Raw genomic sequence first — 19,652 nt, 5'->3', positions numbered from 1 at the left:
AACCCCCGTTAACGCCGATTGCGCAAATGGTCACCGACCTCGAACTGGATGGTCTCGGCAGTACCCGAGCTTTCGAAGTGTCGGGAAAGCTCCGCGAGGAACCACCCCATGGCTGAGCGCTCACCCTGCAGGCGAAAGACTACGGTGCAATACTCCTCGCAAGGCGGGTGGTGTGGTTGAGTAGAGCGTGGAGCGATGATGGGCAGTTGGTCCAACATCAGAAGACTCCTAGCCAACGACTGTTGGCCTTAAGGTTGATCAAACCCAATGATTGAGTGAGAAATGCTGGCTGGTTGATTCGCTTCATCAAACCCCTCTCACCCGGTCACCTTAGAGATCGCTTCGCGCCATTCCGGAAACAACTCGATGGCCAGTGCCTGCATGGTTTCCAGCGCTGATGGTGAGCGTCGTTGACGTGTCTGGCGCGAATCAATCCGGTGAACGGGCAAGCTGAGCGTGGCTGCATTGAGGTAGGCCACCCGGTCGGGAATTACAGTGTCTAAAACCGAGGTGTTGGTAGCCTCAGCGAGGGTATTGCGAAGACCACAGATGATCATCCGTGTGTCCAATCGAATGGTATTCACCTGGTTCAGTAGCAATCGCAAAGAGGGTAGTGGAATGCCCAGGTGACGGAACGGCTCGAGTTCTCTCATCAGCTTCAAAGTACCGCGGTGCAGTTCGCGGGCGGCGAGCATTTCCGGAGTGATGGGAGAGAGGGCGAGGTCAGAAGCCAGTATGGCCATCTCCAGCAACACGCTGCGTGCGCCCTGAGTGTCGATTAAGAGCACGTCATAATTGAGACGGAAATTGTCGACCAGTTTGCGCAGTCGTAAACGTCCGTCAGGGGCATGTAGCAGCAAGGTGTTCAGTCGGCCTTGATCGTCGTTGGAGATGATCAGGTCTAGCCTTGTAATTACAGTACGCGAAATAATCTGCGTAGGTGTTGTTTCATTGAATGCAATGAGCTCGTAGGCACCAGCGACTGCTCTCTGGCCAAAGGAGTAGTAGCTGGAGAGGGTGGGTTGGCTATCCATATCGAGCAGTAGAACGCGCAAGCCAGCATCTGCCAGCAGACCACCAAGATTAGCGGCTACAGTGGTTTTACCTACTCCACCTTTGGTGGAAACTACCGATACCACACGCATGGCATTAGGCCTGTTGACCTAGGCGCTCAACGATCCACCGCTCGATCTCCAGCGAGTCCCAGCCGACCGCGCGCATTCCGATGCGTTTGGCCTGAGGGAATTTGCCTTCCTTCATCAAATTGTAGATGTGTGCACGCTTAAAACCGGTTTTCCGCTCGACTTCATCGCGGCGCATGATATGGCGCTCGACCGTTGGTGGAGGGTTATCAGTGAGCTGAGCGGATGAGCTGGACATGCTGGTCACTCCTAGCGCCGCCTGGCGCGTGATGGGATGTGACCTGAAGTGAATAGCAGAAATGGGGTAGAGTCATTGCACCGCAATCGAGCGCATTGCAGTGCAATGATTGGGTTCAGATGTTTTTTTTGAGCGCGCGATTGGCTGCTGCGAACTTTTCATCCAGCGTTCGTTTGCTGAGGCCGGGAATATCATTGTAGTGCGCGGTCAAAGCATCGACGATTGCGGCTTGACTCTTGAAAACGGAAAGAGGCTTTCCAGCGGGCGATACGTCCAAAACTGTGTTAACCAAGGCTCCGATGATCTGCAGATAGGTGTGTTCACTGCGTTGGCTTAGTTGTCCCTGCGTTTTAACCAGCATTTTAAGGCTTTCCTGTTCAAGCCCCAGTGCCTGAAGGTCAGTTTCGACATCTTGGAGCTGACGTTGCAGAGCATCGCGCTCTCGAAGTAGGGCATCACGCTCGGCCTGAAGTGCAAAGTAAACACCTAGGCTGATTTTGTCTCGAGGGTCGTCGTTCGACTCGAACAGAAAGCTTGGCCTTTGATCGGGGTAGTAGATCTGCATCCAATGGCGTAGATCAGTGTGTCGTACCGTCAGCAGAGCGGGCTCTACGGGGGTGCCCAAGGGCACCGAAATACCGAAGCAGCCATAGGGTAATTCGCCATTGCGGATGGCGTCATAGATTTTTTCGGTATTGGTTTGAAGGCATGGCCACTGGGGAAATATAGCGCTGAGTCTTTCAAGGCCGGACGCAGCAGTCTGCAGGATTTGCGTTTCGAAACAAACGAGATTACACCAACGCAATGCTGCGTCAATGGGCCTATAGAAGGTTTTAGCTTGCGGATTAAAGCTGTTCTGATGCATGTGCGAACGGACCTCCATTCCAGATGGATAGGCCTCTCGCGAAACATCTCTACATCGCCTACCTGCTAGAAAAATTGCTGGCAGTGGCTGTTTTATTCGGACTTTTTACTCGATGAGGTCATTCCATTTACTCTGCACTGAATAAATTGCATTTTTCTTTGTTGATGGCTTCGTCCCAGGCAGATGGGCGGGATCTCATCTCGGGTTGGTTTATCAGCAAACCGCGACAATGAATCTAACGTGAAGACCTTCGTTTTCGTAATGCGTTCACGTCCCAATGCGATTTAGCGAATGTCGCGCAGCAAGTTCTTATTTGGTTTGAAATCGATAACGCTTTGTAGCTATCTATGAATCGCCCGCTCAGCGCTGGACGCTACACGCGCTCGCCAAGTATGCCGGCCTGTCACGCTCGGTTTTTGCGCTCAAGTTCAAGGCGAAGGTCGGCGCCTCTCCGATGGATTACTTGGGTCAGTGGCGAATGCTGCTCGCGGCTGAAAAACTGGCCCACACCAACGACTCGATATCGGCTATCGTGCTGTCCGTCGGCTACGAATCGGACAGCGCTTTCAGCACTGCTTTCAAACGCCTCATGAAGTGCGCCCCCCGTCATTACGTCGCTCGCTTGGCCGAGTCAGCCCAGGATCCACACGACGCGTTTATCCGAGGTGCTTCTTAGCCCGAGTTACGTTGCCCGTGGCAGCTACCGGGATTACGCCAGAGTTGGATAGTCGGTGTAACCGCGCTCTTCACCTTGGTAGAACGTCGCGGGGTCGGCTTCGTTCAGGGCTGAACCCTGTTTGAATCGCTCGACCAGATCCGGGTTGGCCAGGAACGCCGTGCCAAACGACACCAGATCTGCATCCCCTGAACTCAGTGCCTTTTCAGCGCGTTGCGCGGCGTAGCCACCATTGGCGATGTAACGGCCGCCGAAACGACGCTTAAGGTCTCTGAAATTGAACGCTCCTGCGCCAAGCTCCACCACGTGAACGTAGGCCAACCCATAGCGCCTGAGCATATTCGCCACATAGTTGAAAGTCGCTTGGGGATCGCTGTCGCTCATGGAGAAGTAATTGAAGATTGGCGACAGGCGAACGCCCACGCGGCTGACCCCAAAGACTTCGATGACCGACTCCACGACCTCCTTGAGAAAACGCGCGCGGTTTTCTACAGAACCGCCGTAGACGTCCGTGCGGCTATTGGTGCCATCACGCAGGAACTGGTCGATCAAGTAACCGTTTGCCCCGTGGATTTCCGCACCGTCGAATCCAGCGCGTTTCGCGTTCTCAGCACCTTGGCGAAAGTCAGCGATCACGTCAGGAATTTCATCCAGAGTCAGAGCCCGTGGTAACTCGTAAGATTTCAGTCCGTCAGACGTGTAAATCTCGCCATCCGCCTTGATCGCTGAAGGGGCCACCGGCAGCTCGTTATTGAGCTGTACCAGGGAGTGCGACAGGCGCCCGACATGCCAGAGTTGCAGGAAAATCCGTCCACCTTCTGCATGAACAGCGTCGGTCACTTGTTTCCAACCCTCGATTTGCTCGGTAGTAAAGATGCCCGGCGTCCGTATATAGCCTTTGCCTTGCGCCGAGACCTGAGACCCCTCGGTGATGATAAGGCCGGCGCCCGCACGTTGCCGGTAATACTCGACCACGGTGGGCGTCGGAGCATCGCCTTCACCGGCCCGGCTTCGCGTTAAAGGGGCCATGACCATATGGTTTTTCAGGGAGAGGGTGCCGATTTGTGCAGGGGACGTGAGCAGGTTGAAATTGCTCGTGGTCATGATGTCTCTCGTAGGTCTGGAATGTGAGTCGTGATTGTCGAAAAGTGTCTCGCTCGGATTCCATCAGCCGCTATTTAAGTCGTCCTTGCTGCCAAAGGCGTGCGCCAATGCGCTGTATTTCGGATTCGCCTTGGGCCAACGCCTTCTCGCTTGTGTGCACCGAGTAGTACCCCGTCACCAGGTCGTGCGGGTGCTTCACCACTGAGCCCATCACGAATGAGCAGTCGCCTTGCGCCAAGAAGTCGATGTGTTGCTCGGTCTCCTCGAAAATGGCGAGTTCGCCGGCATTAATCTGGCCTCCCGCATCCAGGCGTCCTGTACTTACCGCAAGCCAGGCAACGTTGTGACCGGGCGGCGGGGAGTACCGCCAACGCTCGCCGTCTTTCAAATTAACGGCGAGATAGTTCATGTCACTCGGCGCTTCAATCAAGCTATGCGCGTCGCCGTATCGACCCAGGAGCACGCGTGCCGGGCCTGATTGCGGAACTTGGGAGGGCGCAAGATAGGTGCTCAGCGCAGGGGCGTTTTCCAACTCCGGCGGCAGCGCCACCCAGAGCTGGAACCCCTGCATCAAGGACGCGCTGGTCAGTGTCGCGCCATGCCAGACACCGTTGCCGGCGCGCATCCACTCCAGACCTCCGGCCAGCAATACACCTGTCGCGCCGGTGGTGTCTTCATAGGCCACTTCGCCTTGGGTCATGAAGGTCACCGTCGCGATCCCGGAGTGCGGGTGCATGCCGAAACTCGACTTTCCGCGTTTGCTGTTCATGCTGAAAATATCAAGGAAAATGAAAGGCTTAAGGTGTTCTCCCAGATCGCTAGGGCTCATGAGCCGGGTGATCGGGCCATGGGTGCTGCCCTGGGTGCGATGAACGATGGCGCGTGGCAGAACGACAGTTGTGGCGGTCATGTGTTATTCCTCGAGGTCTTGAGTGCATGGGCCCACCAGGCGATGTCATCGAGCAGCTCTTTGGCGGCCTGGGCCAGACGCGGGTAATCGTTGAAAGTTTTTCCCTGCTGCCAGATGCCGATGAATTCAGCGATGCCGATGTGCTTGGCATTGCGTACCGGGACCATCTGCAATTCAATGGCCGCCAGTTGCAGCTGTTCGATGGCGCGACCAGTACCGCCATAACCCACGAAGCCGATCGGCTTGCGGCCGAGCTTCTGGCCGGCGATGTCGAAGGCGATTTTCAGTTCGGCGCTTGTCCCTTGGTCGTACTCTGGAGTGACCACGATCAGCCCATCGATCGACGCGAGCCTGTCAGTCCAACGTTTTTCCGCGCGGCCGCGGTCGGCAGGGGTTACTGATTGCGGACCGTAGAAAAAAGACAGCGAGTGTTCACGCAGGTCAATTAATTCGATAGCGATATCGTTGCGCTGTTTTGCTACTTCATGGATCCAGAGTTCGTGCTTTTCACCAAAGCGAGCTTCACTGGCCGAACCTACGACAATGCCGATGAGGGGGAGGGGCGAGGTCATAGGTTGTGCTGAAAAACTGGGCAAGTTCATTAGAGACACCTCCGCCTAGCTTGCCGCACTGAGCCGTGAGAGAGGGCGCAACTGCCAGGCTACAAATGCAGACAACGCGGCCAGAATCATCGCGGGTACCGGGTTGCCGCCAATCAGCAGAAGGTGCGTAGCCGCCCCGCAGACCATCGTCATTGCCAATGCCAGCCCTCCGAGAAAGCCCGTGGCGGGTTTCAGTAATAACAAGGCGCCGATTACCTCGACGGCACCGGTCAGATACCGGAACCATTGGCCTATGCCGATTGCTTCGAATACTTGAATCATTTGCGGTGCTCCGGCCAGCTTGGCGACTCCAGCCACAGCGAATGCCAGAATCAAGAACGCACGAACGCCCCAAACGATTCGGCGATGAGTAGAAGAGCGAGAAGGGGATGTGGTCATGGATTGCGATGTCCTTTCTTCGGGGAGCAGTTGAGAGCTAACAGCAGCCATGCCGGTAAGATATGCGACTATTCATTGCCTGATTGGATGGCATAATTGGGGCGGACCAATCCATTTAACGAGGTGGTGCTGATAAGATGCTCGACCTGAACGACGTCGCCTTGTTTGTACATGTGGTGCGCAACGGCAGCTTTGCCGAGGCGGCACGGCAGCTTGGAATGCCGTCCAACACCCTGAGCCGGCGAGTTCAACAACTTGAGGCTCAGCTCGGCACACGGCTGCTACAGCGCTCGACGCGCAAACTCACACTGACCCATTCCGGGGAGCTGTTTCATGAACGGTGTTCTGGCGCAGTAGAAGGCCTTCTCGATGCCGGTCAGCAATTGATGACAGGTAGCCAGGAGCCCAGCGGCACCGTGCGCGTTGCGGCGATGGCAGATTTTTTCGACTTTTTCCCTATGGAGTGGGTGGCTGATTTTCTAGCCAAGCATCCACAAGTGCGGCTGGATTTCGTGCTGAGCGATGCGCGGGCCGATTTGATCGCCGAACGGATTGACATTGCATTTCGAGGCGGCGTTTTGCAGGACTCGGGATACGTCGGTCGTCAACTGCTTGGAGCAGGCAATGAAGGGTTGGTCGCCAGTCCTGATTACCTCAATAAACGCGGCGTGCCTGCCACGCTCCAGGATTTGGACAATCACGACTGCGTGAGTTTTGCTCACCCCAGCGGACTCACCACATGGCGTCTTATGGGGCCCGACGGTGTTGAGGAAGATATTCAGATTACCAGTCGTTTCAATGGCAACACTGCTCAAGCATTGCGTAAGGCTACGTTGGCTGGGTTAGGTATTGCGTTGCTGCCGCCCACCATAACTAATCTCGATCTTCAGGCTGGCCGATTGGTGTCTGTGCTCCCGCATTACTATCGCACTGGATTTGGTCTGCACTTGCTTTACCCCAGTCGCAAACATTTGCCCTTGGCAGTCTCGGCGTTCATCGAGTTGGTGATGGAGAAGCTGAAAGAGCAGACATTCCCGGCGAATGTGTAGCTGTGCAAGGGGGCGCACCTCTGGATCGTCGCTTAGCCAGCCAAACGCTGGCTGGAAAAATAGGAAGCCCCTGCCTCCCAGCCAGCGTTGAATTCACAGTTGCATGAGACTGACTCAAAGCACTGAGCGTCTGCGCTCTAGCCGAACTTGACCAAGTTTAAAATGGCCAGTGGGCCGCCCGGGAACTGCACGAGACGTCCTTCAGATTCGCCTCCCAGGTCTACAGCGGCAAAGCCCAACAGCTCAGCGAGATCGCTGACGGTTTTCTTCGCATCGGTATCTTCGCCCGAGACAAATAGCACGCGGCGCCCGCCCTCGGCTTCGGGATTGGCATCCAGCACAGGTGCTCCCAAATGGTTGAAGGCTTTGACGACGCGAGCCCCAGGTGCCCACTCAGCCAGTGCTCGGCTGGATGCGCGACCACCAAGGTCGACGGCCTGGTATGACGGTATTTCGACGGCATTGTTTGAATCACCCCGGGTTTCGTAGACACCTCTTTGCCTTACGGCAGTGGTGGGTGCTGGAAAACTCTTGCTCGGTCGGTGTGTTCTCGGGAGTCATGAGATTTCTTGTCGTCCAAGTTGGCTCTGGGTCGAATCAAACCTCATAGGCCGAAGCCACGCCTTCTTGGCCCTTGATACACTCCAAAAACAAGTCCAGAATTGAGTCTTTCCCTGCTTCGGCAAGAAAAGAAACCCCTTAGATTTTAATGGGTCGGACGCTAGATGCGAGTCTCGTTTCCCTCTCCAATTTTCTAATAGTTTTCTCTGTATCATCAATCGGTGGTGGTTCGCGCTGCGTTTTGCCGCAACTGGTCTAAGTAGTTCGCCCATTGCTGAGCCGCGTCCCTGCGTTGCACTAGCAGTTGAGCGCGCGCATACACAGCCCCCAGCGCACCTGGCATTCGGTGAGATAACGAAAGTTCGAGCACGATTGGATCGATACCCAAGTGCTCGTGGGCAATGGTTCTGTAGGTCGCGCGAAAGCCGTGAGCTGTGATGTCGTACTCCGGCCAGATGCGCTGAAAGGACTTGAGCATGGAGGTCGGGTTTATTGGACGTCCCGGATAAACCGGTGAGACGAACACCCAGCCTTTGCCTTCTTCATCCACCACGCGAGTTTTATGTAGTTTACGTAACAGAACCAAGGCTTGCTCAGGTAACGGCACGATGTGTTTGCTCTTGTCCAGGTGCTTGGTCTTGCTCACCACATAACGCCAATCGGCGCCCACCAAGTCGACATCTTCCCAGCGCATCTGCACCAGTTCGCCTGGTCGGACCGGCAACATGACCAGCAGGCGCATTGCGGCGGCAACGCTGCCGTCGTTGCAGTCATCAAGGCGTATAAGAAACCTGCCCAGGTCGGCTGGCCTTTCGATTGCCGGGTTGCTGATCACGACATGGCGGATCTTCAACTCCTCAATGTTGCTAAGCGCCACATTACGTTCCACCCATCCGCGCCCCTCGGCAAAGCCCAGGACGGCACGGATAATGGTACGCACGCGCCGGGCCATGGCCATGGTGCGCTGACGGCGCAACTCCGTAATGATTGTGGTGATGTGCTCTAGCTTGATCTCGCTGACCGGCTTATTACCGATGGCAGGCAAAATGTGGTTATTCAGCGCGCCACTAAACCCCGCGATGGATTTGGTCACCAGTTCGGCAGACTTAAATACCAACCATTGCTCGGCCACGTACGCGAAGGTGCGCTCTTCATTGAGCAACTGCGCCTCGATTTTGGCGGTCTTGGCCTTGAGCGGAGCGGTGTGGTTAGCCACGTCGCGGCGTGCGCCGCGGGCAATGTCGCGCGCCTCCTTGAGACCGATGTCGGGGTAAGCGCCGATGGAGAAGCGGTTTTCCTTGCCATGCAGCCGATACTTCAATCGCCAAACCTTGGAAGGGGATTTGCCGACCTTGCTCGACGCCCTTACCTCCAAGTAGAGGCCAGGGACTTCGCCATCGGCGTGTTTGCCGGGTTCGGTCAGTGAGCGGATCAAGGCATCGCTGAGTTTTCGTTTGAAGACAACCGCATTATCTGGGGGCATCGGTGGGGGCATCCTTTTTAAGGAACCGAAATTTGCCCCCAATTATGCCCCCATGAGCCGTGGAATCCATTGGATTTAGACAGGCGGCAGTGGACTTAAATTGTTATTAACTTGTTGTTATAAAACGATTTTATGGAATTTGGTGGAATTCTATTACAGGCTATCGGGGTCGCCGAAGAACATCTGAATCCGCGAACGCAACCAGCGCTCCCCTGGATCGTTGTCCTGTGAGCCACGCCAGGCCATGTGCAGCTCAAAACTTCGCACCGGCAGCGGCGGGTCTTCGGCGCGTACGCCGCCGGCGGCGGTGAGGGCGTCGGCGGTGTAGTCGGGCACGGTGGCAAGGATGTCGGTGCCGGCCAGCAGGGTGCTCAGGCCGTTGAATTGCGGTACGGCGAGCACGACGTGGCGCTTGCGTCCGAGCTTCTCCAGCTCCTCATCGATGAACCCGCTCAGGTCCCCGGCGAACGACACCAGGGCGTGGGGGCGGGCGCAGAAGTCGTCCAGGCTCAGGGGGCCGGGCACGGTGTCGGCCCGCAGCAGTTTGGGCAGGCTGCGGCGCAGGACCTTGCGCTTGGCGTTGGCCGGCAGGTCGGCGGTGTAGCTGACGCCGATGGATATTTCGCCGGAGGCCAGCAGCGCGGGCATCAGCAGGTAGTTGGCGCGGCGTACCACCAGCACGATGCCCGGGGCTTCGGCGCGCAGGCGTTTGAGCAGCATCGGCAGCAGGGCGAATTCCACGTCGTCGGAAAGACCGATACGGAATACGGCGGTGCTGGTGGCCGGGTCGAATTCGGCGGCGCGGCTGACGGCGGTGGAGATCGAATCCAGGGCCGGCGAGAGCAGGGCGAAGATTTCCACTGCCCGGGCCGAGGGCTCCATGCTGCGCCCGGTACGCACGAACAGCGGATCGTCGAACAGGTTGCGCAGGCGCGACAGGGCTGCACTGATGGCCGGCTGGCCGAGGAACAGCTTCTCGGCGGCGCGGGTCACACTGCGTTCGTGCATCAGTGTTTCGAATACGATCAACAGATTCAGGTCGACACGACGCAGGTCATTACGATTCATCTGGAGTCCTGGCAGAGTCAGCGAGCTTGACGGGAGCGACCATATCGGAACAATGGCCGGCGTGAATCTTACGGGGAAAGGCTGGTACTCTGCATCGGCTAAATGTTGTTTGTTTGTAGCCGGGCAAGGTTCGAGCACGCTGTACGCCCCGATTTTCAAGGGCACGAAATCAATGCCAGGCATGTCGACTATTAATAGGCACTGATAGTCTTGCTTGCAAAGCCCGGATAAAGTTCGCGGCATTAGAGGTTAATTTGACGAGGTTTGCGATGTCCCGCACGATTCGTTTTCACAAGTTTGGACCGGCCGAGGTGCTCAAATGCGAAGAGCATGCGGCCTCGTTGCCTGCGCCAGGCGAAGTGCAGGTACGAGTCGAAGCCATCGGTATCAGCTGGTATGACGTGCTCTGGCGGCAGAACCTGGCGTCGTCCCATGCTCGCCTGCCCTCGGGCCTCGGGCACGAAATGGCCGGTGTGGTCACGGCCGTGGGCGAGGGCGTCGACGACCTGGCGGTAGGTGACAAGGTGGCGAGTTTTCCCGCCGAAAGCCCCAACGATTACCCGGTGTATGGCGAGCTGATCGTCCTGCCGCGTTCGGCCCTGACCCGTTATCCCGATGTTCTCAGCCCGATCGAGGCTGCTGTTCATTACACGCCGCTGCTGATCGCCTATTTCGCCTACGCCGACCTGGCGCGGGTCAAGCCGGGGCAGTTTGCCCTGGTCACGGACGCCAGCCATTGCGCCGGGCCGTCCTTTGTCCAGTTGGGCAAGGCCCTGGGTGTGCGGGTGATTGCCGCCACCAAGACCGCTGAAGAGCGTGAATACCTGCTGTCCCTGGGTGCCGAGAAGGTGATTGTCACCGAGGAACAGGACCTGCTGATGCAGATCAACAAGCTCACCGACAACCGCGGTGTCGACGTGGTGTTCGACGGCCTGGGCGGCCCGCAGATGTCCATGCTCGGCGATGTCCTGGCGCCCCGTGGCAGCCTGGTGCTCTATGGCCTGCAAGGCGGCAACCAGACGCCGTTCCCGGCCTGCGCGGCGTTCCAGAAGAACATCCAGTTCTTCGTCCATTGCATCGGCAACTTCACTGGCAAGCCGGAGTTGGGAATTGTCCAGGATCAGGTCGCGCTGCAGCGTGCGTTGCGCGACATCAACCAGCTCACCGCGGACCGGGTGCTGCTCCCCCTGAAGACCCGGGTATTCGCGTTCAACGAGTTTGTCGAGGCGCACCGCTACATGGATGAATGCCCATGCCGCGAACGGGTCGCGCTTCAGGTCGAACCGGTCTGATCCCAACGCCAGGCAAAGCCTGGCGTTTTTTATTGCCTCGATTTGCCGGCCCTTGCGCCGGCTTTTTAGTTTTTCCCCTGGCAGTCCTTTTACCGGCAAGCGGCTGCTGCATAAAAGGGCCGGGGCGCCGGGATAGATTCCATCGCGCTGCGGTCAAACTGCCAGTAAACTGCGGCCCATTTCCGAACCATCCTTTTCCAGAGGTTTTGCATGACTCTCAGTCCTTTTGCGGGCAAACCGGCACCGGCTGAATTGTTGGTCGACATCCCGCGACTGGTTACGGCTTATTACACCGGTCAGCCTGATGCATCGGTGTCTACCCAGCGTGTGGCCTTCGGCACCTCCGGGCACCGTGGCAGCTCGTTCGATCTGAGTTTCAACGAATGGCATGTGCTGGCCATCAGCCAGGCCATTTGCCTGTACCGCGAATCCCAGGGCATCGACGGCCCGCTGTTTGTCGGCATCGACACCCATGCCCTGTCGACCCCGGCCGGGGCCAGCGCCCTGGAAGTGCTGGCGGCCAATGGCGTGACCGTGATGATTGCTGCCGGCGACGAGTACACCCCGACCCCAGCGGTGTCCCACGCCATCCTCAGCTATAACCGGGGGCGTACATCGGGCCTGGCGGACGGCATCGTCATCACCCCGTCCCATAACCCGCCACAAAGCGGCGGCTACAAGTACAACCCCACCAACGGCGGCCCGGCCGACACCCACATCACCAAGTGGATCGAAGCCAAGGCCAATGAACTGCTGGCAGCCAAGCTGGCCGGGGTCAAGCGCATCGGTTACGAACAGGCGCTGAAGGCCGACACCACCCATCGCCACGATTACCTCAACACCTACGTCGCCGACCTGATCAACGTCATCGACCTGGACGCCATCCGCAACGCCAAGCTGCGCCTGGGCGTGGATCCGCTGGGCGGAGCAGGGGTGCGCTACTGGTCGGCGATCGCCGAGCACTACCGCCTGGACCTGGAGGTGGTTAACAAGCAAGTGGACGCCACTTTCCGCTTCATGTCGGTGGATTGGGACGGGCAGATCCGCATGGACCCGTCCTCCAGCTACGCCATGCAGGGCCTGATCGGCCTCAAGGAACGCTTCGACGTGGCCTTCGCCTGCGACCCCGATCACGATCGCCACGGCATCGTCACCCCGAGCGGCGGCCTGCTGGCGCCGAACAACTACCTGGCGGTGTCCATCGATTACCTGTTCCAGAATCGCCCGCAATGGCGCGCTGATGCCGCGGTGGGCAAGACCGTGGTCAGCAGCGGCCTGATCGACCGGGTCGCTGCACGCCTGGGCCGCCGTCTGTATGAAGTGCCGGTGGGCTTCAAGTGGTTTGCCGATGGCCTGTTCGACGGCTCACTGGGCTTTGGCGGCGAAGAAAGCGCCGGCGCCTCTTTCCTGCGCCGCGACGGTGGCGTCTGGAGCACCGACAAGGACGGCCTGATCCCGTCCCTGCTGGCGGCGGAAATGACCGCGCGTACCGGTCGCGATCCGAGCCAGGCCTACCGCGCCCTGTGCGACGAGCTGGGTGAGCCGTTCTCGGTCCGCGTCGATGCCAAGGCCAACCCGCAGCAGAAGGCCCTGCTCAGCAAGCTGTCGCCACAGCAGGTGACTTCGACCCAGCTGGCCGGCGAGCCGATCCAGCAGATCCTCAGCCATGCACCGGGCAACGACCAGGCCATTGGCGGCCTGAAAGTCATGACGGAGAACGGCTGGTTCGCCGCACGCCCGTCGGGTACTGAAGACATCTACAAGATCTACGCTGAAAGCTTCATCGGCGACGACCACCTCAAGCAGCTGGTGCAGGAAGCCCAGACCCTGGTGGACACCGCCATCAGCGGCAACTGACCGGCGCTCCGGGCCCGTCAGGCAAAAAAAGGGGCGACCATCACGGTCGCCCCTTTTTATTGGCCGCTGTATTTCACGCCAGATCCACCAGCACGATCTCGCTGTCCTGCAACGCCGTCACCCGCAGCACCGGCTCATTCTCAACCGCGACGCCGTCTCGAGCTTCGGCGCGCAAGCCGTTGACTTCAATCGCGCCGGTCGCCGGAACCAGGTAAGCCCGGCGCCCGTCGTCCAGGTGATACTCGGCCGTTTCCCCGGCCTTCAGGTTGGCCGCCACCAGCCGCGCATCGGCGCGAATCCGCAGGCTTTCCTCATCGCCAGCCTTGCCACTGGCCAGGGTCACGAAACCTTCACGCTGGCCCTTGGGAAAAGGCTTGGCACCCCAGGAAGGCGCAGAGCCTGCCTGGTTGGGGATGATCCAGATCTGGAAGATCTTGGTTGGCGTGGCTTCCAGGTTGTACTCGCTGTGGGCGATCCCGGTGCCGGCGCTCATCACCTGCACATCACCGGCTTCGGTGCGGCCCTTGTTGCCCAGGTTGTCCTGGTGGCTGATGGCCCCTTCGCGAACGTAGGTGATGATTTCCATGTCCCGGTGCGGGTGCTGGGGGAAGCCGGTGCCAGGGGCGATCACATCATCGTTCCAGACCCGCAGGTTGCCCCAGTGCATGCGCTTGGGGTCATGGTACTCGGCGAAGGAAAAATGGTGGTGGGCATCCAGCCAGCCATGGTGCGCGCCGCCCAGGGAGCTGAAAGGTCTGAGTTCAAGCATGATCTTCTCCTCATTAAGGGCTCGTCATGGCACGTTGTACCCGGGCCAGAAAACGATAACCGTTGGTTGATGGCGAGCATCTTCCATCAGCTATAGATCGATAAAAAGCGCAAAAAATGCCGTAATCCAATCGTAAAATTAGATGATTATTTTGTCGCAAAGCTGGTGTTAAACCTTCGGTTCATCGCTTAAGTTAATGACCTGCAAGCAATTGGCTGGATACCGTGGAACAATCCGCCGAAGATTACCGCTCAGCCTCACACCCTGGAGTCCGCGTGTCGCAACACACCCCCGATCTGCCCCCCGAGCTTTTGCCCCTGGCCCAGATGCCCTTATTGAAACGCCTCGCGGCGCGCTTCTTCGGCCATGGCCTGAACCGCCTGCGGGCCCAGCATCGGGCTTCCTGGCTGCATGGTCAGGCCGATGGCTTTCGCAGTGGCCACACTGCCGGCGTGGAATACGGCTACCAGGAAGGCCGGCTCGAGGGGCTGGAGGAAGGCCGCCAGGTGCTGTTGATCCGCGACAGCCGCAACACCGAGCACCGCCCGCCCGGGGTGGATGACCGGCTGTTCGATGACTGGCGCCTGCCGTTGAGCGCCGAGCTGAAAAAGCGCTTCAAGGCCGATGTCGGCCGCCTGCTTCCCGCCGCGGCGCAACCCAGCGCCGCGCAGTGGAAGATGATTTTCAGCGACACACCCGCCACCGCGGTGATCGCCGGGGCCGGCGCCGGCAAGTCGACCTCGCTGGTGCTGCGCCTGCTGCTGTTGCATCACTATCTGGGCTTCGAACTGGACGCCATGACCGTGGTGACCTTCACCCGGGAGTCGCGCAAGGACTTCATCACCAAGCTCACGCAAGTCTTTGCCCTGTGGGGGCGGCAACTGGGCGCCAGGGAAGCCCGGGAGCTGGTGCGAACCTTCCACTCGCGGATTCTGCCCATGGTCCGCAGCCTGCCGGGCTTCGAGCGCCTGCAGGCCTTCGAGAACCTCAGCGATCGGCTCCAGGGCGGCGAAGACGAGGTGGACAGCAACCCATTCGATCTGCGCATCAACGACGCCCAGCGTCGGCACCTGAATGCCTGCTACCAGGCACTGTACCGCGATGACCCGCGCTTTCGCCTGGCGTTGCAGCCATTGGTACGCCACGCCCTGCAGCTCAAGGAACTGGAGCGCGATCACCCGGACGTGCAAAAGCGCATGGCGGTGACCGAACTGGCGGCCAAGCGCGATGAAGAACTCTGCGACACCGTGGAGGACCTGTGGTTTCGCGCGGGCGCCTGGCCGATCAAGGGCATCGAGCCGCAGCGCCAGCGGTTCGAAATCAACGGTGCGACCTTTCACAGCCATGGCTATTGTGCGGAGCTGGACGCCTGGGTGGTGCTGGGTTTCGACCCGCGCGAGAGCCCGCAGCTGACCCGGCCCGGGGCCAAGCTGACGGTGCGGGCGGAGTGGGCTGTAAAACGCACCCTGTTTCAAGCTTTTTGCCGTAAGCCATTGATTTGGCTTGATAGTTACGAAGCTTCAAAGCGTTCTGCCGGCGCCTTTTCGGCCCAGGTCAATGGCGGTCCGGGTTTCGATTACAAGGTCAAGGGCGAGCTGGCGTCGGCGCCGCTGCTCGATTGCTTTGTCGCCGCCGCAGGCTTTATCGAGAACCTGGGCTTGGAAGTGGGCGATGCCGTCGCGGGCATGAGTTTTGCCCAGGACGATCCGGACCGGTTTTTCTTCGAGGCCCTGAGCCTGTTCTGGCGAGCGCTGGAGGACCATCTGCTGGATCAGTCGCCGCCCATCATGAGCTACAACCGCATGTTCGCCCTGTTCAGCGAGCGCTCGCCGGAGAACTTCAAGTTGCTCAGCGATGCCTGCCTGCGCCCGATGTCACACCTGATGATCGACGAGTTCCAGGATGTTTCGCCGCAGATCGTTTCCTGGATCAGGGCCAGCCTTGCGGCGATCCGCAGCCGAGGCGCCGCCTTGCACATCGGGCGCGCCGCCCAGCATTCCTCGCTGCTCTGCGTCGGTGACGACTGGCAGTCGATCTACGGCTGGCGGGGCAGCTCGCCCAAGTACTTCATCGAGTTCAACAAGGAGTTCCCGTCCCCGGGCACCACCCGGGTCATGCTCAGCGAGAACTACCGCAGCCATCAGCATGTGATCGATGCCGCGGAGCATATTGTCCGCGCGGCGCCGGCCATTGCCGGAAAGAAGGCCAAGGCCAGCGGCGAAGCTACAGAGCTGTGGCCGGTGCAGGTGCTCGATCGCGATGATCAGGGCCTGGCCCAGCGTCTGGCTGAGCACTATGAGCAGGGTGATTCGATCTTGATGTTGTTTCGGAAAAGTAGTGATAAGTTATTGATTGAAAACGTTATTTCACAAATAGTTAATGTTGATTCTAACCTGCCTCCAGGGTCGCGACGCCTGAAACAGCTGACCTATCACAGCGCCAAGGGACTGCAGGCGGATGCGGTATTCCTGCTGGGCGACTGCCAGCATCTGAGCAGTTCGCCGTACAAGAACCAGGTCTATCGCATGGCCGGGTTGGGCAAGGACGGCGATGCCGAGCCCTACGACAGCGCACAGAAGGACGAGATCCTGCGGCTGGCCTATGTGGGCATCACCCGGGCCGCCAAGCATTGCTACTGGTATGTGGACCGCCAGGAAGGCCCCTCGGGCAATGCGCCCAAGGCTTCGGACCGGGTACCGCGAGACAAGCCGTACTTCCAGGACTTGCGCCAGGCGACATGAAAAAAGCCCGCTGGCGAGGCGGGCTTCGGGTGAGGCAGCGGGGCTTCAGGCCTTGAGTGCCAGGGACGGGGAAAAGGCCTCCAGTTCATCTTCCACCGCCTCGATTATTCGTTCGACATCCGCAGCGCTCATCACCGTGGCACAGGGAATGCCGGCGATGGCGATCATGGTTTCGCCGCTGGCGCGATCAAAGAGCCGGGCGATCATGCTGCCGGGCGCATCCATGCTGGCTTCGAAACCCATGGGATGAAAATGCCAGCGCATCAGCTGGCAGGCGTTGGGAAAGGTGACTTTACTGGCCCAGACTCTGTTCATCGGTGGCCCACCTTGATTCATTGAGCGCTTCCTTGTGCTCGCGGTAGGAACGACCGGATCGTCAATGACCCGATCGGTTGAGGTTTTAAAAATAGCATTGGCTTGTGACGGTTCGCAGTTTTTTTGCCCACCGTCCGGCGGTTCACTCACGGATTATTGATGCAAGTCATGTCATCTCCCAGGCACCCCCCGGCGGCTGCCGTATCTGGCCGGCGGCCGGTCGTTGAAGCCCTTGGCGAAGTTCGGCAAGCTGCGCCTTTTCCTGTTCGAGAAACCTATGTCTGCCCCCGATGACGGGCCGCTGCACACCCAGGCCACCGGTGAAACCGTGATGCGCTACCACCTGTGCTGGAAGCACCGGGACCTGGATGGAGTAATGGCGCTGTACCACCCGGACATCCAGTACAACGACTTTTTCCAGAACCGTACCCTGGGCCTGGAGGAACTGCGCGAATACGTGCGGGCCAGCATGCCCCGGGCTCCCGACGAGGCCCTGGAGCACAGCGATCGCATCCGCCTGGATGGCAACACCGCGTTTATCCAGTACCAGGTGACCCTGCGCGGCGGCCAGGGCCTGGTGTCATTTCGCTCCAGTGAAGCGATCACCGTGCGCGACGGGCTGATCTGGCGGGTCAACGAGTACGCCTCACTGGTCCGGGAGCCGGCACCGAGCAAGTCCTCCGCCAGACTGCGCCCGGCGGCCAGCCGGCTGGGGCTGTCGCCGCGCCAGTTGAGTTTCATGGCCGAGGACCTGCAGCAGTATTTCCAGCGCCAGCAGCCGTATCTGGACCCCGAGCTGGACCTGCAGCGGGTGTCCCGGGAATGCGGTTACAGCCGCAACCAGATTTCCTACCTGCTCAATCAGGTGCTGGGGCAGAGCTTCTACCGCTACGTCAACCAGGCGCGCCTGCAGCATCTGCTGGCAGCGCTGGACCAGGCCACGCCGCCGCTGCGCATCGACGAGCTGGCGTTTGCCGCAGGGTTCAACTCGCTGTCGGCCTTCTACAGCTGTTTTCGCCAGCACACCGGCCAGTCGCCCAAGGCCTACGCCAAGCAAATTTCTTTGCGTGCACGCGCGCAAGACAGCCCCTGAGGCCAGGCACTAGGATCGCCGCATTCGAAATTCGGGTTGCGGAGTGCTTGCATGCCAGCGTGGCGCAGTATCAGTTTGTGGATGGACCAGCTCGACGAGCCGCTATTGCCGCGGCCGCAGCTTGCGCAAGACCTGGACCTGGACGTGGCGATCATCGGCGCCGGCTATACCGGGCTGTGGACCGCCTATTACCTCAAGCGCCAGGCGCCGCAGTTGAATATTGCGGTGATCGAAGCGCAAACCGCCGGTTTTGGTGCCTCGGGCCGCAATGGCGGCTGGCTGATGGGCAACCTGCTGGGAGAAGACCGGCTGCTGGCCGCTCTGTCGCCGCAGCAGCGCCGGGCCTCCTTCGATCTGTTGCACGGCATCCCTGATGAAGTGGCCAATGTCATCGAACGTGAGGGCATCGACTGCGATTACCGCAAGGGCGGGGTGCTGTATTGCGCCGCCCGCTACCCGGAGCAGGAAACCAGCCTGCGCCACTATCTGGACAAGCTCTATGCCCAGGGCCTGAACCAGGACGACTACCGCTGGCTCAACCCCGAGCAACTGGCCCAGCAGATCCGCCTGGCCAAGCCCTATGGCGGTATCTTTGCCCCGCATTGCGCCACCATCCAGCCTGCCAAGCTGGTGCGCGGCCTGGCCCGGGCGGTTGAGCGCCTGGGGGTGACCCTCTATGAAAACAGCCCGGTGACCCATTGGCAGTCCGGCAGCCTGCAGACGGCCCAGGCTTCGGTGCGCAGCCGCTGGATAGTGCCGGCAGTGGAAGGCTATTCGGTCACCTTGCCGCCCCTGGGCCGCTACCAGTTGCCGGTGCAAAGCCTGCTGGTGGCCACCGAGCCGCTGGCGGAGTCCGTCTGGGAAGAAATCGGCCTGAGCCAGGGCCAGGCCTTCAGCGAAAGCAGCCGACAGGTGACTTATGGCCAGCGCTCCATGGACAACCGGCTGGTGTTCGGTGCCCGGGGCGGCTATCAGTTCGCCAGCAAGCTGCGCCATGACTTCGACCTGACCCGTGACGAAGTGGAACTGCGCCGCTACCTGTTCGGCGAGCTGTTCCCGCAACTCAAGAACGTGCGCATCAGCCATTCCTGGGGCGGCAACCTGGGCATGTCCCGGCACTTCAAGCCGCACATGCTCTGCGACCGGCGCAAGGGCATTGCCCTGTCCGGCGGCTATGGCGGCGAGGGCGTGGGCGCCAGCAACCTCGGCGGCCGGACCCTGGCGGACCTGATCCTGGAACGCGACAGCCCTCTGGTACACCAGCCCTGGGTCATGCCCGAGTGTGGCCTGGAGGCCCTGCGGGCCTGGGAGCCGGAGCCGTGCCGCTGGCTGGGCTACAACGCGATCATTCGCAGCTTCGTCCACGAGGACCAGACCCTGGCCAACCCGGCCTCGGCTCCATGGCGGCGCAGGATGGCCAGCCGGATCGCCGGCTTCATGGAAGGTTTCATGCACTGAGCCGGCCTCTATGTACCGAACGCTGTCTGT

19 protein-coding genes are annotated in these 19,652 nt (G+C 59.7%); 7 read left to right on the top strand and 12 right to left on the bottom strand.

Translation table 11 applies throughout. The annotated features are described in order from the left end of the window. Positions 1 to 317: 317 nt before the first annotated feature. The 3 genes from A9971_RS28225 to A9971_RS28215 form a co-directional block, all read right to left on the bottom strand. Positions 318 to 1,145 carry a ParA family protein gene (locus A9971_RS28225; RefSeq protein ID WP_183000263.1) on the bottom strand — a complete coding sequence of 276 codons (828 nt, stop codon included), beginning with the start codon at positions 1,143 to 1,145 and terminating at the stop codon, positions 318 to 320. A gap of 4 nt (positions 1,146 to 1,149) precedes the next feature. Next, the gene (locus A9971_RS28220) at positions 1,150 to 1,380 is read right to left on the bottom strand and encodes an AlpA family transcriptional regulator (protein ID WP_174395455.1); all 231 of its coding nucleotides are present in this window, start codon (positions 1,378 to 1,380) and stop codon (positions 1,150 to 1,152) included. A 115-nt stretch (positions 1,381 to 1,495) separates the two neighbouring features. Continuing rightward, entirely contained in the window at positions 1,496 to 2,245 is a 750-nt protein-coding gene (locus A9971_RS28215) for a hypothetical protein (protein WP_183000262.1), read from the bottom strand. 343 nt (positions 2,246 to 2,588) lie between these two features. Here A9971_RS28215 and A9971_RS28210 point away from each other — a divergent pair, with 343 nt between their 5' ends. After that, positions 2,589 to 2,921, top strand: a complete 333-nt coding sequence (locus A9971_RS28210) for a helix-turn-helix transcriptional regulator (RefSeq protein WP_174395471.1) — start codon at positions 2,589 to 2,591, stop codon at positions 2,919 to 2,921. A 33-nt stretch (positions 2,922 to 2,954) separates the two neighbouring features. On the opposite strand, the gene A9971_RS28205 is transcribed toward A9971_RS28210, so the two are convergent. The 4 genes from A9971_RS28205 to A9971_RS28190 all read right to left on the bottom strand — a co-directional run bounded on the left by A9971_RS28205 (position 2,955) and on the right by A9971_RS28190 (position 5,936). Continuing rightward, entirely contained in the window at positions 2,955 to 4,025 is a 1,071-nt protein-coding gene (locus A9971_RS28205; RefSeq protein ID WP_183000261.1) for an alkene reductase, read from the bottom strand. 70 nt (positions 4,026 to 4,095) lie between these two features. After that, positions 4,096 to 4,935, bottom strand: a complete 840-nt coding sequence (locus tag A9971_RS28200; protein WP_183000260.1) for a pirin family protein — start codon at positions 4,933 to 4,935, stop codon at positions 4,096 to 4,098. Next, positions 4,932 to 5,537 (bottom strand): NADPH-dependent FMN reductase, encoded by a 606-nt coding sequence (locus A9971_RS28195; protein WP_217438411.1) that lies wholly within the window; start codon positions 5,535 to 5,537, stop codon positions 4,932 to 4,934. The genes A9971_RS28200 and A9971_RS28195 overlap by 4 nt, the downstream gene beginning before the upstream one ends. Before the next feature lie 15 nt (positions 5,538 to 5,552). Beyond that, entirely contained in the window at positions 5,553 to 5,936 is a 384-nt protein-coding gene (locus A9971_RS28190; protein WP_174395459.1) for a DoxX family protein, read from the bottom strand. 137 nt (positions 5,937 to 6,073) lie between these two features. On the opposite strand from A9971_RS28190, the gene A9971_RS28185 reads away from it, so the two are divergent. Next, a complete protein-coding gene (locus A9971_RS28185) occupies positions 6,074 to 6,985 on the top strand; it encodes a LysR family transcriptional regulator (RefSeq protein WP_174395460.1) in 912 nt (303 codons plus the stop codon). Positions 6,986 to 7,122: 137 nt separating this feature from the next. Here the strand turns inward: A9971_RS28185 and A9971_RS32800 are convergent, their stop codons facing one another. The 3 genes from A9971_RS32800 to A9971_RS28170 all read right to left on the bottom strand — a co-directional run bounded on the left by A9971_RS32800 (position 7,123) and on the right by A9971_RS28170 (position 10,097). Then, positions 7,123 to 7,326 carry a hypothetical protein gene (locus A9971_RS32800; protein WP_217438412.1) on the bottom strand — a complete coding sequence of 68 codons (204 nt, stop codon included), beginning with the start codon at positions 7,324 to 7,326 and terminating at the stop codon, positions 7,123 to 7,125. A 434-nt stretch (positions 7,327 to 7,760) separates the two neighbouring features. Beyond that, entirely contained in the window at positions 7,761 to 9,029 is a 1,269-nt protein-coding gene (locus A9971_RS28175; protein ID WP_174395461.1) for a site-specific integrase, read from the bottom strand. Positions 9,030 to 9,182: 153 nt separating this feature from the next. Continuing rightward, positions 9,183 to 10,097: a LysR family transcriptional regulator gene (locus A9971_RS28170; protein ID WP_123473451.1), complete on the bottom strand. Its 915-nt coding sequence runs from the start codon at positions 10,095 to 10,097 to the stop codon at positions 9,183 to 9,185. 269 nt (positions 10,098 to 10,366) lie between these two features. Between A9971_RS28170 and A9971_RS28165 the strand changes: the two genes are divergently transcribed. Beyond that, on the top strand, positions 10,367 to 11,389 hold the full coding sequence (locus A9971_RS28165; RefSeq protein WP_011061516.1) for a zinc-dependent alcohol dehydrogenase family protein: 1,023 nt from the start codon (positions 10,367 to 10,369) through the stop codon (positions 11,387 to 11,389). Positions 11,390 to 11,599: 210 nt separating this feature from the next. Further along, the gene (gene pgm / locus A9971_RS28160) at positions 11,600 to 13,246 is read left to right on the top strand and encodes a phosphoglucomutase (alpha-D-glucose-1,6-bisphosphate-dependent) (RefSeq protein WP_183000259.1); all 1,647 of its coding nucleotides are present in this window, start codon (positions 11,600 to 11,602) and stop codon (positions 13,244 to 13,246) included. Between the two features lie 73 nt (positions 13,247 to 13,319). Here the strand turns inward: pgm and A9971_RS28155 are convergent, their stop codons facing one another. Next, a complete protein-coding gene (locus A9971_RS28155; RefSeq protein WP_011061514.1) occupies positions 13,320 to 14,015 on the bottom strand; it encodes a pirin family protein in 696 nt (231 codons plus the stop codon). Between the two features lie 275 nt (positions 14,016 to 14,290). Between A9971_RS28155 and A9971_RS28150 the strand changes: the two genes are divergently transcribed. Continuing rightward, complete coding sequence (locus A9971_RS28150; protein WP_183000258.1) at positions 14,291 to 16,756, top strand: UvrD-helicase domain-containing protein; 2,466 nt, start codon at positions 14,291 to 14,293, stop codon at positions 16,754 to 16,756. A 45-nt stretch (positions 16,757 to 16,801) separates the two neighbouring features. On the opposite strand, the gene A9971_RS28145 is transcribed toward A9971_RS28150, so the two are convergent. Next, complete coding sequence (locus tag A9971_RS28145) at positions 16,802 to 17,071, bottom strand: DUF1652 domain-containing protein (RefSeq protein ID WP_011061512.1); 270 nt, start codon at positions 17,069 to 17,071, stop codon at positions 16,802 to 16,804. Positions 17,072 to 17,348: 277 nt separating this feature from the next. Between A9971_RS28145 and A9971_RS28140 the strand changes: the two genes are divergently transcribed. Further along, positions 17,349 to 18,164, top strand: coding sequence for an AraC family transcriptional regulator (locus A9971_RS28140; RefSeq protein ID WP_011061511.1), 816 nt, complete (start codon positions 17,349 to 17,351; stop codon positions 18,162 to 18,164). Positions 18,165 to 18,215: 51 nt separating this feature from the next. Continuing rightward, positions 18,216 to 19,622, top strand: coding sequence for an FAD-binding oxidoreductase (locus tag A9971_RS28135; RefSeq protein ID WP_011061510.1), 1,407 nt, complete (start codon positions 18,216 to 18,218; stop codon positions 19,620 to 19,622). Positions 19,623 to 19,652: the final 30 nt, after the last annotated feature.

The organism is Pseudomonas sp. UME65 (assembly GCF_014170225.1).
Taxonomy (GTDB): Bacteria; Pseudomonadota; Gammaproteobacteria; order Pseudomonadales; family Pseudomonadaceae; genus Aquipseudomonas; species Aquipseudomonas protegens.
This window is presented reverse-complemented; position numbering and strand designations above follow the sequence as displayed.

What these genes read in the sequence shown, in the direction of transcription:
- A9971_RS28225 (WP_183000263.1), bottom strand. Translation starts at nt 1,145, where the DNA reads ATGCGTGTGGTATCGGTAGTTTCCACCAAAGGTGGAGTAGGTAAAACC.
- A9971_RS28175 (WP_174395461.1), bottom strand. Translation starts at nt 9,029, where the DNA reads ATGCCCCCAGATAATGCGGTTGTCTTCAAACGAAAACTCAGCGATGCC.
- A9971_RS28200 (WP_183000260.1), bottom strand. Translation starts at nt 4,935, where the DNA reads ATGACCGCCACAACTGTCGTTCTGCCACGCGCCATCGTTCATCGCACC.
- A9971_RS28135 (WP_011061510.1), top strand. Translation starts at nt 18,216, where the DNA reads ATGCCAGCGTGGCGCAGTATCAGTTTGTGGATGGACCAGCTCGACGAG.
- A9971_RS28215 (WP_183000262.1), bottom strand. Translation starts at nt 2,245, where the DNA reads ATGCATCAGAACAGCTTTAATCCGCAAGCTAAAACCTTCTATAGGCCC.
- A9971_RS28145 (WP_011061512.1), bottom strand. Translation starts at nt 17,071, where the DNA reads ATGAACAGAGTCTGGGCCAGTAAAGTCACCTTTCCCAACGCCTGCCAG.
- A9971_RS28155 (WP_011061514.1), bottom strand. Translation starts at nt 14,015, where the DNA reads ATGCTTGAACTCAGACCTTTCAGCTCCCTGGGCGGCGCGCACCATGGC.
- A9971_RS28185 (WP_174395460.1), top strand. Translation starts at nt 6,074, where the DNA reads ATGCTCGACCTGAACGACGTCGCCTTGTTTGTACATGTGGTGCGCAAC.
- A9971_RS28165 (WP_011061516.1), top strand. Translation starts at nt 10,367, where the DNA reads ATGTCCCGCACGATTCGTTTTCACAAGTTTGGACCGGCCGAGGTGCTC.
- A9971_RS28205 (WP_183000261.1), bottom strand. Translation starts at nt 4,025, where the DNA reads ATGACCACGAGCAATTTCAACCTGCTCACGTCCCCTGCACAAATCGGC.
- A9971_RS28190 (WP_174395459.1), bottom strand. Translation starts at nt 5,936, where the DNA reads ATGACCACATCCCCTTCTCGCTCTTCTACTCATCGCCGAATCGTTTGG.
- A9971_RS28170 (WP_123473451.1), bottom strand. Translation starts at nt 10,097, where the DNA reads ATGAATCGTAATGACCTGCGTCGTGTCGACCTGAATCTGTTGATCGTA.
- pgm (WP_183000259.1), top strand. Translation starts at nt 11,600, where the DNA reads ATGACTCTCAGTCCTTTTGCGGGCAAACCGGCACCGGCTGAATTGTTG.
- A9971_RS28195 (WP_217438411.1), bottom strand. Translation starts at nt 5,537, where the DNA reads ATGAACTTGCCCAGTTTTTCAGCACAACCTATGACCTCGCCCCTCCCC.
- A9971_RS28140 (WP_011061511.1), top strand. Translation starts at nt 17,349, where the DNA reads ATGTCTGCCCCCGATGACGGGCCGCTGCACACCCAGGCCACCGGTGAA.
- A9971_RS28220 (WP_174395455.1), bottom strand. Translation starts at nt 1,380, where the DNA reads ATGTCCAGCTCATCCGCTCAGCTCACTGATAACCCTCCACCAACGGTC.